This is a genomic window from Variovorax sp. P1_H12_2 (genome assembly GCF_056405335.1).
In genome coordinates this window covers 1-14,949 of record NZ_JBFUCI010000011.1, presented here as the reverse complement: position 1 = coordinate 14,949, position 14,949 = coordinate 1, and the positions used below count along the sequence as shown (strand labels likewise).

Sequence of the window (14,949 nt, the reverse complement as noted above, 5' to 3'; positions counted from 1 at the left end):
TCCAATCAGACGGGGAAAAGGAGACTCAGGCGCGGCGCCGGGCGGTGACTTCGAGTTCGACCTTGGCGCCCTCGACCGCCAATGCGCTGCACAGCGTGGTGTTGGCCGGGCGGTTGGCGCCGAAGCGGCGCTTGAGCACACCGCTGACCGCGATCACATCGCCGCGATCGGGCACATAGACCCGCACGCGCAGCACGTCGGCCAGGCTGGCCCGCGCCTGCGCCAGTGCGCTTTCGATGGTGTCGAGCGCGACATCGCACTGCTGCTCGACGGTGGCCGGAAACTCGCCGGTGGCGAAAACCTGGCCCAGCGTGCCCGAGACGAAGATCCAGTCGCCGTCGACCACGGCGCGCGAGTAGCCGGCCAGCTCCTCCCAGCGGGAGCCGCTCTGGATGAACGTGCGTGGCGTGTCGGAGTCGATGCTCATTGCGCCTTGAACCCCGAGTCGCGGATCACCTTGCCCCAGCCGCGCGAGGCATCGACCACCCACTGCTCGACCTCCTTGGCCGGCGCCGGCGTCACCTCGTTGCCCATCTTGGCCAGCCGTTCCTGCAGGTCGGGCTGAGCCAGGGCGATCTTCATCGCGCGGTCGAACTGATCGACGAATTCGACCGGCAAGCCCTTCGGCCCGAAGAAGGCCAGCCACGGGTTCTTGTCGATGCCGCTGTAGCCCAGTTCGAGGAAAGTCGGGATCTCGGGCGCGGTCTTGCTGCGCACCTGGCCCGAACTCGCGAGAATGCGCACCTTGCCGGCGCGGTGGTACTCGATCAACTCGGTCATCGAGGCAATGCCGATCGGAATCTGGCCCGCGAGCAGGTCCTGCACCATCGGAGCGCCACCCTTGTAGGGCACCGAGTTCATCGTGACGCCGAAGGACTTGCCGACGATGTGGCCGATGAACTGCGGCACGCTGCCGGCTGCCGGGATGCCGTAGTTGGCCTCGTTCGGATGGGCCTTCACCCAGGCGCCGAGCTCGGCCATGGTCTTGACGTCGGTGGCGGCGCTGACCGCGAGCACGTTGTAGTAGGAGGCCACGCCGGCCAGCGCCGTGAAGTCGGCCACCGGGTCGTAGCCGGCGGCGGCGAGGGTCAGCGGAATGATCACTTGCGTGTGGTCGATCGACAGCATGATGGTCGAGCCGTCGGCCGGCGCGGCCTTGAGCAGCTGGGCGGCGATCTGCCCGCCGGCCCCGGGCTTGTTGTCGACCACGAACACCTGGCCGTTCATGGCCTTGCCGAGCTTGTCGATCACGGCGCGCGCCACCACGTCGGTGGCGCCGCCCGGCGGAAAGCCCACCAGCACGCGGATGGGTCCCGTGTAAGCCTTGGTACTCGCGTGGGCGCCCCAGGGAGACGAGAGCGCGGGGGCGAGCAGGGCCGCCGTGAAGGCCTGGCCGAAATGACGTCGGTTCATGATCTCTTCCTCATCGTGGTGTCAAAGAACTTGCGGACCGGGTGGCGCAGCCTGGTGCTCCAGGCGTGCCTGGATCAGGAGCACTTCCAGCTCGTGGCAACGCACCAGGCGCAGCCAGCGGGCGTCATCCATGTCGGGCGTGCGCGACGCATGCAGGCTGATCCGGCAGCCGTCCGGATCGACTTCCACCACGGCGTGGATGCGCGGGCTCAGCGCATCGGGCGCGCCGCCCACGTGGTAGCTCACTGTCATGCGGGCCTCGTCGACGACCGGGCGCACCCAGCTCGGCGTGTCGTCGAACAGCGAGTGGCCGCGCACCATGCCGCCGCCGACCGCCTCGGTCTGCCAGCAGCCCAGGGCCCATTGGCCGAGCGCCAGGCCATCGCAAAGGAAGTCCAGGGCCTGCTGCGTGCTCGCGCGGCAGTGGACCGAAGCGCTGTGGGTGGCCGTCATCGCGTCAGGCGAGCCAGCGCGCGCAGGGCGCCCACGACGTCGTCGGCCGTGTTGTAGAAGTGCGGCGCGATCCGGATCACGTCGTTGCGCGCCGAGACCACGTAGCCCGACTGCAGCATCTGCGCTTCGACCGCGGCGGCGTTGGCGATGCGGATCGCGGTGTTCGCGCCCTTGGCGGCGGGGTCCAGGGGGCTCGCGACCTCGAGGTCCAGGCGCGCCGCCTCCTCGATGGCCACGGCCGACAGCTGCTGCAGGTAGGCCTCGATCGCCGGCACACCGATCTCGTTGAGCAGGGCCATGCTGGCGCGCGCGACGCTGGCGCACATCATGGGCGGCGTGCCGGTGTTGAAACGCGTGGCGCTGTCGGCGAAATCGAGCTGCGCGGGATCGAAGGCGAACGGGTTGACGCGGCCGAACCAGCCGGTGACCGTGGGCACGAGCTGCCGCGCCAGCGCAGGCCGCACATAGAGAAACGCGATGCCCGGAATGCCCAGCAGGTACTTCTGGGCACCGGCGGCCAGGATGTCGACCTCCTGGGCGCGGACGTCGATCGCGATCGAGCCGGCGGACTGGTAGGCATCGACGAACTGGATCGCGTCGTGCGCGCGCGCAGCCCGGCCGGTGGCCGCGATGTCGACGATCTGGCCGTCATAGAAGCAGGCCTGCGACACCGACACCAGTGCCGTGCGGTCGTTGACCGCCGCCGCGACCCGTGCGGTGGTGTCGGTGCGGCCCGCCTCGGCCGGAACCAGGCGGACCTGCGCGCCGCGCGGCTGCTGTGCCAGCCAGACGTGGCAGATCGAGGGAAAGTCCAGCGTGCTCGTGACGACGTCGGGGCGTCCGCCGTCGAAGCGCAGCGCCGAGGCGATCGCCGACGCGGCATCCGACACGCTGCCCAGCACCGCGATGTCCTCGACATCGGCGTGGATCATGCGTGCGAACTCGGCGCGCGCCAGGGCCACCTGGTCCATCCAGTAGCCCCAGTCGGCGCCGCGGCGCACCCAGACGTCGAGGTACTCGTCGATGGCCTGACGCACCGGCAGGCTCAGCGCGCTTTGCGAGCAGCTGGACAGCTGCACCGCGTTGTCCAGGATGGGAAAAAGCTTTCGGTATGAGGAGAATGGATGTTTCATGAAACTGCCCGCCGGGACGATGGGACTTCGAGGCGATGAACAAGAACGCAGAGACGACGGCTTCCCCTTCGGCGTGGATCGAGGTGCCGCATTTCCGCTGGGAGATGCTGATGGCGCAGGGCGCGCCGCGGGTGGACTTCCGCAAGGGGCAGACCCTGTTCTCGCAGGGCGACGCCGTGACCCATGTCCACGTCGTCGAGCAGGGCCGTGTCCGGCTGGTGCTGCTGTCGGAGGCCGGCCACGAGAAACACCTGGCCATCGTCGGCACGCAGGGGATGGTCGGCGAATGCAGCGCGTTCCTGGACGGCCGGCATTCGGTCACCGCGGTGGCCTCGTCGGACGTGGTCACGCGGCAGGTGGCGCTGGCCCAGCTGCTGCAGTCCATGGCGCGCGACGACGCGTGCATGCGCCAGGTGCTCTGGCTCATGAATGTCAAGCTGCGCGTGCTGGCGCACCAGAACCTGCTGTTGAGCCAGGCGACGGCGACCCAGCGGGTGGTCCATCACCTGGTGCAGTTGGCCGGCACCTACGGCGAGGCGCAAGGGCAGGGCGTCGCGATACGGATCTCGTTCACCCACCAGGAGATGGCCAACCTCGCCGGCTTGAGCCGGGTCATGACCTCCAACGTGCTGATGCAGCTGCAGGAGCAGGGCCTGATCGAGATGGTCAAGTCGCATTGCGTGATTCGAGAGATGCAGGCGCTGAGGCAGCGGGCCGTGGTCTTGTGAAGGACATCGGGTCGATGGCGATCCAGTGTAGGAACGGCTCGCGGCGCCGTATGTCAACGGCTTTACAAGCCGGCATCTTTTTCTCGCCGTGCCCGGCTTGCGGCGCTGGCTGACCTTTCGATCGTCCGGGCCGTCGTTTCGTCCGTGCAGGGCGGTCCTTCGACGCAATGGCGGCTTCCGCCTGACGGCGGGGCCTCCTAGAGTCTGTTCTTGCATTCGATGGATGCCAGGGAGGACCCGATGATCTCGATTCGCAACGTGCTGGTGCTGGGGGCCGGCAAGGTGGGTGGCACGGTGGCCGACATGCTGGCCGACTACCACCGGATTCCGGTCACGCTCGCCGACCGCGAACCCCCGCGGCGCGCGCTGGACGACCGGCTGGTGCGGCGCACGGTGCTCGATGTCGGGGACGACGCAGCGCTGGCGGCGGCATTGGCCGGGCACCAGCTGCTGATCAACGCGCTGCCTTTCCAGCAGGCCGGGCGCGTCGCGGCGGCCGCGCGCGCGCTCGGTGTGCACTACCTCGACCTGACGGAGGATGTCGCGGCCACCCACGTCATCCGTGGCCTGGCCGACGGGGCCGACACGGTGCTGATGCCGCAGTGCGGCCTGGCGCCCGGCGTGATCGGCATGCTGGGGGCCCACCTCGCCGGCCGGTTCGACGAACTGCACGACCTGCATCTGCGCGTCGGCGCTCTCTCTCGCCACGCCACCAACGGCCTGCGCTACAACTTCACCTGGAGCATCGACGGCCTCATCAACGAATACTGCCATCCTTGCGCGGCCATCGTGCAGGGCCAGCCCGTGTCGGCGCAGCCCCTCGAAGGGCACGAGACATTGGTGCTCGACGGCGACACCTACGAAGCCTTCAACACCTCGGGCGGGCTCGGCACGCTGTGCGAGACGCTGGCGGGCCGCGTGCGCAACCTCGACTACAAGACGCTGCGCTACCCGGGCCACCGCGATGCGATGGCGCTGCTGCTGCACGACCTGCGGCTGGCCGAGCGGCGGGACCTGCTGCGGCAGGTGCTGGAGTACGCCGTGCCGCACAGCCGGGAAGACGTGGTGATCGTGTTCGCCTCGGCGTCCGGCCTGCGTGGCGGGCGCCTCGAGCAGGAAACGCGCATGGCCCGCATCCAGGGCGGCCGCCTGCGCGGCGTGGACCGCACCGCGATCGAACTCGCCACCGCGGCGGGCGTGGTCGGCGTGTTCGAGCTGCTGCGCACAGGCCGCCTGCCGGCGCGCGGTTTCGTGGGGCAGGAGCGGGTGGCGCTCGAGGCCTTCCTGGCCACCCGCGTCGGCAGCTGCTTCGCCGCGCTCGGCGAACCGGGTGGCGGCGCGGCGCCGGCCGGCCCGCATCGCGGYGCCACTTTCGCCCATGCTTGGCCGCCTCAGGCGCGACGTCGCGCACGCAAGGAGCCACAAGCATGAACGCCGCTGGCGCAGGGCATCCGGTTCGATTGACCCGTGTCGTCTTCAGGCGAGCAGCGGGCTGCGCCTTGCCGTGTACTTCGACGCCAGCTCGTAGGCGTTGCCGATCTGGAGCACTGCCAGATCCGCCTGCGCGCGGCCCATCACCTGGAGACCGATCGGCAGCCCGCCCGGACCGAAGCCGGCCGGCACGCTCRGCACCGGCACGCCGGCCAGCGTGCCGCCGACGACGACCTCCATCCATCGGTGGTAGGTGTCCATCGTCCTGCCGTTGACGCTCTTGGGCCAGTCCAGCTTGGCATCGAAGGGAAACACCTGCGCCGATGGCAGCACCAGGTAGTCGTAGCTCTGGAACAGCGTGTTGAGCGCCTGGTACCACGCGCTGCGATCGATGGAGGCGCGGTAGACGTCCGCGCCCGAGACCTTGAGGCCCTTCTCGACTTCCCAGACGGCTTCGGGCTTCATCATGGCTCGCGTCTTCGGATCGGCATAGAGCCCGCCGGCCACGCCCGCGACGAGGAAGCCGCGCAGCGTGAGCCAGGTCTTCCACAGGCGCTCCATCGAGAAATCGGGCTGAACCGCTTCCACCGTGCAGCCGATGGTCTCGAAGTGCTTGAGCGCCTGGGTGCAGGTGTCGAGCACGCCGGGCTCCATCGGCAGGTAGCCGTTGTAGTCGCCCATCCAGCCGATGCGCGCGCCTTTGAAGTCCTTGGCCAGCGGCCTGGTGAACATCGCCGGGTCCTGGTCGATCGACAGCGGCACGCGGGCGTCATGGCCGGCCTGCACCGACAGCAGCATCGCGAGATCCGCCACGCTGCGGCCCATCGGGCCTTCGTAGCCGAGCTGTTGCATGAAGACCTCGTTGGTCGGGCCGTAGGGCACGCGCCCGAACGAAGGCCGGAAGCCGAAGACATTGTTCCACCCGGCCGGGTTGCGCAGCGATCCCATCATGTCGCTGCCGTCGGCCACGGGAAGCATGTTCAATGCCAGCGACACGGCGGCGCCGCCGCTGCTGCCGCCCGCGCTCTTCGTCGGATCGAAGGCATTCAGCGTAGTGCCGAACACGGCGTTGTAGGTGTGCGAGCCGAGCCCGAATTCCGGCGTGTTGGTCTTGCCGATCAGGATCGCGCCGGCCTTGCGCGCCCGCTCGACGACGATGGCGTCGGTCTTCGGCACGTAGTCCTTGAGGATCGGCGAACCTTGCGTGGTGACGATGCCGGCCGTGGCCGCGAGGTCTTTGGGCGCTTGCGGAAAGCCGTGCATCCAGCCGACACTGCGGCCTTCGTTCTTCGCTGTCGCCAGCTGGGCGTCGCGCTGCCGGGCCTGCGTGAGCAGCCCTTCGCGCGCCTGCAGCGAGACGATGGCGTTGACCGTCGGATTGAAGCGGTCGACCTGCGCCAGATAGGCGTTCATCACCTCCACGCACGAGACGCTGCGCGATTGGATGGCGCGCGACAAGGCGATGGCCGACCAGCCGGTGATCTCGCCGGCGGGCCGGGTGACCGGACTCGCGCCCTGGGCCAGCGCAGCCAGCGGTGTGGTCGCGAGCAGGGCGGCGCCAGCCTTGAGGAAGTCGCGACGATCCGTGGTCGCGCCGCCGAGGGATGGCGATGGGTCGAAGTCTTGCATGGGATGTCCTCGTGGTCTGGATGTTGGAATGGAGGTGAAGCGAGCGGCTCACTTGGCCGGCTGGTTCAGCCCGAGCGTGGGCGTCTCGTCGAAGTAGTTCCAGGGCTTCAGCAGCGCGTGGACCCATTCGGTCGGCATGATCGGCCACTCCTCGGCGCGCGCGACGTGGGTGGTGCCGGTGGTCAGCCAGACCACGTTGTCGGTGTTCACGATCGGCTGGTCGTCGGCGGTGAACTGGCCGAGGCCGGTGTCCTTGCCCGAGCGGTTGGGATACTTGCCTTCGGGGAACTTCTCCTGCGGGTCGTAGCGCGTGACCCAGATCTGGCGGTCCATGAAGCTCAGGCGGTGGTTGATCCACTCGTCCTTGGCAAAGTTGGCGCCCTTGGCGATCGGGTGCGTGCCGCCCGCGTAAGGAATGAGCTGGTACGAGACCGGATTGCCGACCTTGTTGAGCCGGTTCGGGTTGCTCAGGAGACGGATGGTCGACGCATCGAACTTCTGAGCTGCCGCCTTCTCGCTCGCCACCGTGCGCTGCACGGTCTGCATGGTGCTGGTGCGTGGCCCGCCGCGCGTGTTCTTCTCGACCACCGGGTCGATCTCGGTCAGCGAGTTGGCCTCGCCATCGACGTCGAGGTCGAGCCGGAAGTTGTAGATGTGCTGGTGCGTGGTGCCGACGATGTTGTGGTCGAGCAAGGTGCCGTAGCGCGTGTCTTCGGCGGCGGTTGGATCCTGCATGGTGCGCGCCTTGACGCCCTTCACGGCCTCGATGCCGGTCGCGCCGGCGTTGATGCCGATGGTGCCGTTCTCGGCGAAGACCCAGTCGAACATGTAGTCGTAGTTGCCGACGGTGCTGATCCAGCGCACCACCAGTTCACGCCGCTCGGTGCTGACGTTGGGTTTGCCCATCTCCTGGTGCTTGAACTCGGGGCCGGCATAGCGCTCGAACACCGCGATCGCGTTGGGCACCTTGGCCGGAGCGCCCGCGTAGTCGGCCAGCGTGGCATCGAGCAGCACCGCGTTGTCGGGCGCGTCGCGGCCGCGCGCGATCGGCGAAGTCAGCGTGCCCATGCCGTACTCGCCCGAATCGAGGTAGGCCTTGAAGTACCAGCCCACGTCGGGGTCGCCGTAGGGCACGATCATGCCGCCGAGCGAGCCTTCGTACATGACCTTGCGGCGCGTGCCGCGGTCGTTGTAGGTGACGGTCGAGAGCACCAGCCCGACGCGCGAATCGAGCCGCACATGGAAGTCCCAGTTGCGCCAGTGCAGCGTGTTGCCGCTGATGGTGTAGTTCTTGCCCTCGGGCTCGGTGATCTCCAGCGGCTTGGGCGCGGGGGACGCGCTGCGGTCGCGGCCGTCGTAGGGCGTCGGCTTGAGCGGCACCGGGATCACGCCCTGGTCCTCGATCTTCACGACCTTCTTGTGCTCGAGGTCCACCACCGCGACCAGGTTCTCGATCGGGTGGGCCCAGTAGTTGCCGTCGCCCACGTCAAGGTAGCTCACGACCTTGAGCAGGCGTTGCTCCTGCTTCAGTTCGTCCTTGCCGTCGAAGTAGCCGACCGTCAGCGGCGTCGCGACCACCTTCCTCACGTCGTGGATGTCACGCTTGCGCAGCGCCTGCGCGTACTCGGGGCTGCCTTCGATGGCCGATTGCACCGTGGCGAAGTCGTCGAGCAGAACCATGCCGTGCGCGCCCTCGATGGGCTTCCAGCTCGTGACGCTGCGCGCCGCGAGGTCGATCGTGCCTTCGATCAGCTTCTTGCCGTCGAGCACCACCACCGAGGCCTGGCGGGGCGCGCGCACGGGCTGGCCGGTGAGCGCGAAGTTCCATGCTTCGTCCTTCGGGGGCGTCTTCAGCGTGATCTCGGTGAAGCGGTAGCCGGGCTGGTAGCGGCCGGAGGACTTGAGGATCGCGACGACCGCCTGGATCTCGTCGGCGGTCAGCGGGTTGAGCGGACTCGGCGTGCGCTCCACCGCAAAGGTCTTGTCCAGCCCCGACTGGAATACCTGGTTGATGAAATCGTGCGACACATAGGCCGTGTTGGCCCGCATCGTCACCGGCACGTCGAGCTGCACCGGCTGTCCGTTCACCATGGCGGTGCGCGAACCCGGCTTGACCCGCACCAGCATGCTGTTGCGCGAAATCGTGAAGACGTTGGCGAAGCCGTCCCAGCGCACCGCGGCACCGAAGTCCTCCAGCGTCTTCTTCAGCGGCACCATGTGCGCCGCGCCGCCATGGGCGTGCGCGGGCGGTGCGAAGGTCGTGAGCGCGGCGCAGGCCGCGAGCACCGCGATGGCCGTCAGTGCGGCGGCGCGCTGGCGCAGAGGGCGGGAATCTGAAAACTGTGGATGCTGCATCGAAGTCCTGCGTCGCTGTGGGAGTGGTTTCGACGGAGGTTACGAGGCAGTGCACGGGGCCCGTTATCCCGATTCGGCAAGACTTCGCCCGGGGCCTCGAACGACCTCCACGGGCCGCAAGCCGGTCAGTGGGTGGTCAGCATGCCGGTCGGCATGGCCCTGGCGGCACCGCGCGCGCGGGTCGCCGAGGGCAGTTCGCCGAAGTGCTGGCGGTAGTCCGCCGCGAAGCGCGACAGGTGCCAGAAGCCCCAGCGCGCCGCGACGTCGCCCACCGTCTCGTCGCTGTGCGCGAGCAGTTCGCCGCGCACGCGGTTCAGGCGCATCACGCGCAGGTAGGTCACGGGGCTCAGGTGCAGGATCTCTTCGAACGCGTATTGCAGCGCTCGGCGCGAGGCGCAGGTGGCCTGGCACAGGTCGGGCACGGTGATCGCCTCGTCGGCATGGGCGTGCATGTAGTCGCGCGCGGCGTAGAGGATGCGCCGTCGCGCGGCGGCGCTGGGCCGCACGCTCGCTTCGTGGCGATCGCCGGCCACGCCGTCGAGCATCGCCTCCGAGAGCGAGAGCGCCAGCATGCGCTGCGCTGCGGGCTCCTGCAGCAGCGCAGGCTGCAGCCGCGCGAGCGCGAGCGCGGAATCGACGAGTTGCTTCATCCCGGCCTGGACGGCCGCAGACGAAGCCAGCACGCACGGGCCTTGCAATGGCTGCGCGACCTGCTCGCCGCCGCGCAACTGGGCGGCCAGTGCCGACAGGTGCGCGGTGTCGATGGAGATGCCGATCACATCCATGCCCGCGCCCGCGATCAGGTCGAATTCGGAACCGGACGACACGGCGATCATGCGGTCGCGTTCGAGCGCATGGCCGCAGAACCAGCCGGCCTCGGTCACGGGATGCATCAGGCCGACCGTGAGCGTCCCGGCGCGCGGCATACCGCACTGGAAAACCGCGCGGCTCGCAGTCTCCGCGAACACCTGCACCGGTCCCACGCGCAGGTCCTCCACGTGGCCGCTGAAACGGCCRGCAGAGATCTGCTCGTACTTCTGGTCCCAGGCGCTCAGCCCGGCGGCATGCTCGTCCGCATCGCGGGTGTCGAGGGTGGTGTAGCAGACGTCTTCCATGGCGGTATCCGGACGGATTCGGCGCAAGAAGCGTGCCGCAGGCCCCGGCGTTTCGGAAGCCGGATTACCCTGATGGTCGGGTTTCTGCCGCTCGTTTTGGCACGCCGTTACTTCTTGATGCTGATGACGCGCGGCTGCGTGACCGACTTGAGGCCGTCGATGCCGAATTCCACCCCCCAGCCCGAGCGCTTGACGCCGCCGAAGGGCACCATGGGATGGATCGCGCCATGCTGGTTGATCCACACGGTGCCGGCCCGGATGCGCGAGGCGACCGCTCTGGCCTTGTCGATGTCGGCGGACCAGACGGAGGCGCCGAGTCCGGCGTCGAGCCGGTTGGCGCTCGCGATCGCGGATTCGAGGTCGCTGTAGCGAATGACCGGCAGCACCGGGCCGAACTGCTCCTCGTCCACCAGGCGGCTGCCGTCGGCGATGTCGGTGACCAGCGTCACCGGATAGAAGTGGCCCGGACCGCCGGGCGCCTTGCCGCCGCAGACAATGGTCGCTCCGCCTGCCCTGGCGTCCTCGACCAGCGCCACCACCTTGTCGTACTGCATGCGGTTCTGGATCGGGCCGATCACGGTACCGGCCGCCAATCCGTTGCCCATCGGCATGGCTTGCGCGAGCGCCTTGAGCTCGGCGACCACGGCGTCGTGCAGGCTGTCGGGCACGTACAGCCTCTTGGCGCAGGCGCAGGTCTGGCCCATGTTGAGGAAGGCGCCCCAGAAGAGCCCCATCGCGATCGCCTTCGGATCGGCATCGGGCAGCACGATCGCGGCGTCGTTGCCGCCCAGTTCCATCGTCGTCGGCGTGAGATTGCGCGCCGCCGCCGCGGCGATGCGCGCGCCGGTGGCGTTCGAGCCGGTGAACATGATCTTGTCGATGCCGCTGTTCTCCACCAGGGCGGCGCCGACATCGCCGCCGCCGGTCACGGTGTTCAGCACGCCGGGCGGCAGCACCTCCGCCATGATGCGGACCATCTCCAGCGTGCCGATGCTCGTGTATTCGGAGGGCTTGAGCACCACCGTGTTGCCGGCGCGCAGGGACGGGACGATCTGCCAGATGGCGATCAGCAGCGGCCAGTTCCAGGGCGCGATCGCGGCGACCACGCCGAAGGGCTGGCGGTGCATTTCGTCACGCCGCGTGGYGTCCTCGAAGACGACTTCCACCGGCAGCTCGAGGCTCGCGGGCACCTGTGTCCAGACTTCGCAGCCCCAGAGCTCGAAGCGCGCGCCGGGTACCTGGTCGGGACCGACGCCGCCGAGCGGCTTGCCCTGTTCGCGCGTCACCCATTCGGCGAGGTACTCGGAATTGGCCTTGATGGCTTGCGCGACCTGCATCAGCAGCGCCTGGCGTTCGGCGTCGGGACGTGCGGCCCATGCGGGCTGCGCGGCGCGCGCCGCGGCGACGGCTTCGGCCACCTGTTGCGGCGTGGCGTGCGGCACCAGGCCCAGCGTCTCGCCGGTGGCGGGGTTCTTCGATTCGAAAGTGCGGGCGGCGGCGGCGGCGGGGCGGCCGTTCACGGTGTTCTGAAAGGTTCTCACGGGGTGTCTCCAGACGGTGGATGGTGGCCCGCGCAGTCTAGGGAGCGCGCCCGCGCTGCTCCATCGCGAAGATTCGCGATAGGGTTCACCCCCATGGAGCGCCGTCAGTGGGGCAGGTGGACCGACAGGGCGCCCGCGAGGCGTGCGGTCGAGGACACGCCCAGCTTGTCGCGCGCGCTGCGCAGCTGGTGGTCGACGGTCGAGAAGGAGCGCTTGAGTTCGCGCGCGATCTCCTTGTAGCTCATCCCGGTGGCGGCCATGCGCGCGACCTTCAGCTCGGCCGGCGTGAGTCCGGCGAGGGCCGCAGGATCGGGAGCGGTTGCAGCGTCGCGCGCATCGTTGAGCGAGCGTGCCGCCGTCAGCACCGGCGTGAGCACGGCGCGTGCGAGCAGCGGAAGTTGGGCGAAGGCCTCGGAGCGCCAGGCCGTGCGGGGCTCGATCCAGTCCGCGCACAAGAGGCCGAGCGAGCGTGCGCCGTCGTGCAGCGACACGGCCAGCTTGGTGCGGGTGCCGATGGTGCCGAGCTGAGCACGCATCTGCGGCCCGAAGCGCGCATCGCTCGCGATGTCGCCGAACACCACCACGCCCTCGGCGGCCCAGACGGCGGCCAGGCTCGGATCGCGGGCATCCATCGCGAATCCGACCACCGAAGGCACGGCACCGCCAGGGCGCAGCGATTCGGCCAGCGGCGCATACAGCGCCTGCCCGGGTTCGGCGAAGCCGCCATCCACCCGATCGGCGTCGAGCAGTTCGCGCAGGCACTCCAGGCCCACGCGCCAGCACTGGAGCGGGTCTTCGACGTACAGCAGCATCTGCGCCGCGAACTCGCGGGCCGGGCGCCAGGGAAGCGCGCGGCGGTCGTCGAGCAGACTGCCGCGCAGTCGGCGTTGGGTCTGGAGCACGTCGTCGCTGTGCATCGGATGGGTTCCCCGGGGTCCGGGATTATGGCGCCACCGCGCTGCGCCGATCGATCTTGCGGCTCAGCACCACCGAGGTGTGCGTGTGCTGGATGCCTTCGATCAGGCCGATGCGGTCGAGCAGCGCGTCGAGCTGCTCGTTGGTCTCGCAGCGCAGGGCCAGCATGTAGTCGTACTGGCCGCTGACGGCCGAGAGTTCCTCGACCTCGGGCAGCCGTTCGAGCGCGCGGACCACCGCGGCGCCGGCCTTCGGCGCCACACTGAGCCCGCAGTAAGCGCGCACGGCGGCGTGTTCGAGACGCTGGCCGAGCCGCACGCCATAGCCGGCGATCACGCCGTCGCGCTCCAGCCGCGCGATGCGGGCGACGACCGTGGTGCGCGCCATGCCCAGCTTGCGCGCCAGCGTCGCGGCGGGCTCGCGGGCGTTGGCCTGGAGCAGGCTCAGCAGGTGGCGGTCGGTGTCGTCCAACGAACTGCTTATTCGATTTCGGCGATCAGTTCGATCTCCACGCAGGCACCCATCGGGATCTGCGCGACGCCGAAGGCGCTGCGCGCGTGGGCGCCCTTCTCGCTGCCGAAGACCTCGGCCATGAACTCGCTCGCGCCGTTGGTCACCAGGTGCTGCTCGGTGAAGGTGCTGGTCGAATTGACCAGGCTCATGAGCTTGACGATGCGCTTGACCTTGTTCAGGTCGCCGACCGCCGCGTGCAGGGTGCCGAGCAGGTCGATCGCGATCGCGCGCGCGGCCTGCTTGCCTTCGTCGGTGCCGAGCGTGGCGCCGAGCTGGCCGACCCAGGGCTTGCCGTCCTTGCGGGCGATGTGGCCCGAGAGGAACACCAGGTTGCCGGTGCGCGCGAAGGGCACGTAGGCAGCGGCCGGGGTGGCCACGGGCGGCAGGGTGATGCCGAGGCGGGACAGCGTGTCGTAGACGTTCATGAGGACTCCTTGTTCCGGGTTTGAGATTGGGATTGCGATTGCGATTGCGATTGGGACTGTGCGATCCGAACGGCTTCGTCCTTCAGCTCCTCGAGCGGCCGCACGGTGACCCTGACATCCAGCGTGTGCCGGGCCCCGCCATGCAGCACGCCGCGCATCGGCGAGACGTCGGAGTAGTCGCGGCCGATGGCCAGCGTCACGTAGTCCTCGCCGGGCTGGCGGCCGTTGGTCGGGTCGAAGTCGGCCCAGTCGCCGGGGCCGTCGGTGCCCGGCAGGTAGAGCGACACCCAGGCGTGGGAGGCATCGGCGCCGATCAGGCGCGGGCGGCCGGGCGGGGGCTGGGTCAGCAGGTAGCCGCTCACGTAGCGCGCCGGCAGGCCCAGGGTGCGCAGGCAGGCGATCATGATGTGGGCGAAGTCCTGGCAGACGCCCTTGCGCTGCGCCAGGGCCTCGATTGCCGGCGTGCTGATCTCGGTGCTCTCGGCGTCGTATTCCAAGTCGCGGAACATGCGCAGCGTGAGGTCCATCGCCGCGTCGAAGGCCGGCCGGCCCGGTGCGAAGCTGGGCCGCGCGTAGGCGGCGAAGTCGTCGTGCCGCGGCACGTAGCGCGACGGGAAGACGAACTCGGAGGCCGGGTCGTAGCCCGAGTCCTTGACGTAGCGGAAGCGCTCCCGCACCTCTTCCCACGGCAGCTCGGGCGCCGCCGCCGGCGACAGCACGGGCGGCGCGGTCTCGACCACGCTCTCGGCGGTCACCACCAGCTCGTCGTGCGTCGACTCGAGCGCGAAGAAGGCGCGCGCATTGCCGTAGACATCCGGCGACTCCTCGTGCAGGGCGGGCGTCGGCCTGATCGTCAGCGCATGGCTTACGAGGCGTTGCGACACGGTGTTCAGCGGCTTCAGGTGCGCCAGGTGCTGCGCCGTCTCGACCGGCGGCGCGTAGTCGTAGCGGGTGGCGTGGGTGACGTGGAGCAGCATAAGGCAGAGCTTACAGCCGCCCGCGGAGGGCGGGCACGAGGGGTCAAGAATTGGGCTTGGGGTTTTTCTCCAAGCGGAACTCCAAGGAGGGATGTTGGTTGTGCGCCAGGCTTGTTTCCCTCGGAAGCGCGCCCGGCACGCGGTACGGGCCCGCCGACCCCACTGCGCCGGCCCTTCGGGCTGCCTTGCGGTGCTCGCTTCAGGCGGGGTCCGCGCAAACTCGCTGCGCTCAAACACGCGCGGCCCTTATCCGCCTGAAGCTGCGCTCCTCAGCGGCGCAGAGGGGATCGCCCGTCCCGCACCGCATGCCGGGCTTCGGGG

Annotated in this window: 14 protein-coding genes; 2 read left to right on the top strand and 12 right to left on the bottom strand. The window is 69.2% G+C overall.

Going from position 1 to position 14,949, the window contains the following annotated elements; all coding sequences use genetic code 11:
- Positions 1-25 precede the first annotated feature (25 nt).
- The 4 genes from AC1D2K_RS02590 to AC1D2K_RS02575 are packed head-to-tail and all read right to left on the bottom strand — an operon-like array spanning position 26 to position 2,945.
- Positions 26-427 (bottom strand): RidA family protein, encoded by a 402-nt coding sequence (locus tag AC1D2K_RS02590; protein ID WP_478086078.1) that lies wholly within the window; start codon positions 425-427, stop codon positions 26-28.
- The gene (locus AC1D2K_RS02585) at positions 424-1,413 is read right to left on the bottom strand and encodes a Bug family tripartite tricarboxylate transporter substrate binding protein (protein WP_478086077.1); all 990 of its coding nucleotides are present in this window, start codon (positions 1,411-1,413) and stop codon (positions 424-426) included. Before AC1D2K_RS02585 ends, AC1D2K_RS02590 begins: the two co-directional genes overlap by 4 nt.
- Before the next feature lie 21 nt (positions 1,414-1,434).
- Positions 1,435-1,866, bottom strand: coding sequence for a hypothetical protein (locus AC1D2K_RS02580; RefSeq protein WP_478086076.1), 432 nt, complete (start codon positions 1,864-1,866; stop codon positions 1,435-1,437).
- Entirely contained in the window at positions 1,863-2,945 is a 1,083-nt protein-coding gene (locus AC1D2K_RS02575; RefSeq protein WP_478086074.1) for an aminotransferase class V-fold PLP-dependent enzyme, read from the bottom strand. The genes AC1D2K_RS02580 and AC1D2K_RS02575 overlap by 4 nt, the downstream gene beginning before the upstream one ends.
- Before the next feature lie 89 nt (positions 2,946-3,034).
- Between AC1D2K_RS02575 and AC1D2K_RS02570 the strand changes: the two genes are divergently transcribed.
- Positions 3,035-3,727, top strand: coding sequence for a Crp/Fnr family transcriptional regulator (locus tag AC1D2K_RS02570; RefSeq protein ID WP_478086073.1), 693 nt, complete (start codon positions 3,035-3,037; stop codon positions 3,725-3,727).
- A gap of 240 nt (positions 3,728-3,967) precedes the next feature.
- Positions 3,968-5,158, top strand: a complete 1,191-nt coding sequence (locus AC1D2K_RS02565) for a saccharopine dehydrogenase family protein (protein WP_478086071.1) — start codon at positions 3,968-3,970, stop codon at positions 5,156-5,158.
- 45 nt (positions 5,159-5,203) lie between these two features.
- On the opposite strand, the gene AC1D2K_RS02560 is transcribed toward AC1D2K_RS02565, so the two are convergent.
- The 8 genes from AC1D2K_RS02560 to AC1D2K_RS02525 all read right to left on the bottom strand — a co-directional run bounded on the left by AC1D2K_RS02560 (position 5,204) and on the right by AC1D2K_RS02525 (position 14,628).
- On the bottom strand, positions 5,204-6,787 hold the full coding sequence (locus tag AC1D2K_RS02560) for an amidase (RefSeq protein ID WP_478086069.1): 1,584 nt from the start codon (positions 6,785-6,787) through the stop codon (positions 5,204-5,206).
- A gap of 48 nt (positions 6,788-6,835) precedes the next feature.
- Positions 6,836-9,142 carry a primary-amine oxidase gene (gene tynA, locus AC1D2K_RS02555; RefSeq protein WP_478086067.1) on the bottom strand — a complete coding sequence of 769 codons (2,307 nt, stop codon included), beginning with the start codon at positions 9,140-9,142 and terminating at the stop codon, positions 6,836-6,838.
- Between the two features lie 125 nt (positions 9,143-9,267).
- Positions 9,268-10,257, bottom strand: coding sequence for a helix-turn-helix domain-containing protein (locus AC1D2K_RS02550; protein WP_478086065.1), 990 nt, complete (start codon positions 10,255-10,257; stop codon positions 9,268-9,270).
- A 107-nt stretch (positions 10,258-10,364) separates the two neighbouring features.
- Positions 10,365-11,798, bottom strand: a complete 1,434-nt coding sequence (locus AC1D2K_RS02545; RefSeq protein ID WP_478086063.1) for an aldehyde dehydrogenase family protein — start codon at positions 11,796-11,798, stop codon at positions 10,365-10,367.
- Positions 11,799-11,902: 104 nt separating this feature from the next.
- The gene (locus tag AC1D2K_RS02540; RefSeq protein WP_478086061.1) at positions 11,903-12,715 is read right to left on the bottom strand and encodes a helix-turn-helix transcriptional regulator; all 813 of its coding nucleotides are present in this window, start codon (positions 12,713-12,715) and stop codon (positions 11,903-11,905) included.
- A 25-nt stretch (positions 12,716-12,740) separates the two neighbouring features.
- Positions 12,741-13,196: an Lrp/AsnC family transcriptional regulator gene (locus AC1D2K_RS02535; RefSeq protein ID WP_478086111.1), complete on the bottom strand. Its 456-nt coding sequence runs from the start codon at positions 13,194-13,196 to the stop codon at positions 12,741-12,743.
- Positions 13,193-13,651 carry a RidA family protein gene (locus AC1D2K_RS02530; RefSeq protein WP_478086059.1) on the bottom strand — a complete coding sequence of 153 codons (459 nt, stop codon included), beginning with the start codon at positions 13,649-13,651 and terminating at the stop codon, positions 13,193-13,195. Before AC1D2K_RS02530 ends, AC1D2K_RS02535 begins: the two co-directional genes overlap by 4 nt.
- Complete coding sequence (locus tag AC1D2K_RS02525; protein ID WP_478086057.1) at positions 13,648-14,628, bottom strand: transglutaminase family protein; 981 nt, start codon at positions 14,626-14,628, stop codon at positions 13,648-13,650. Before AC1D2K_RS02525 ends, AC1D2K_RS02530 begins: the two co-directional genes overlap by 4 nt.
- Positions 14,629-14,949 lie beyond the last annotated feature (321 nt).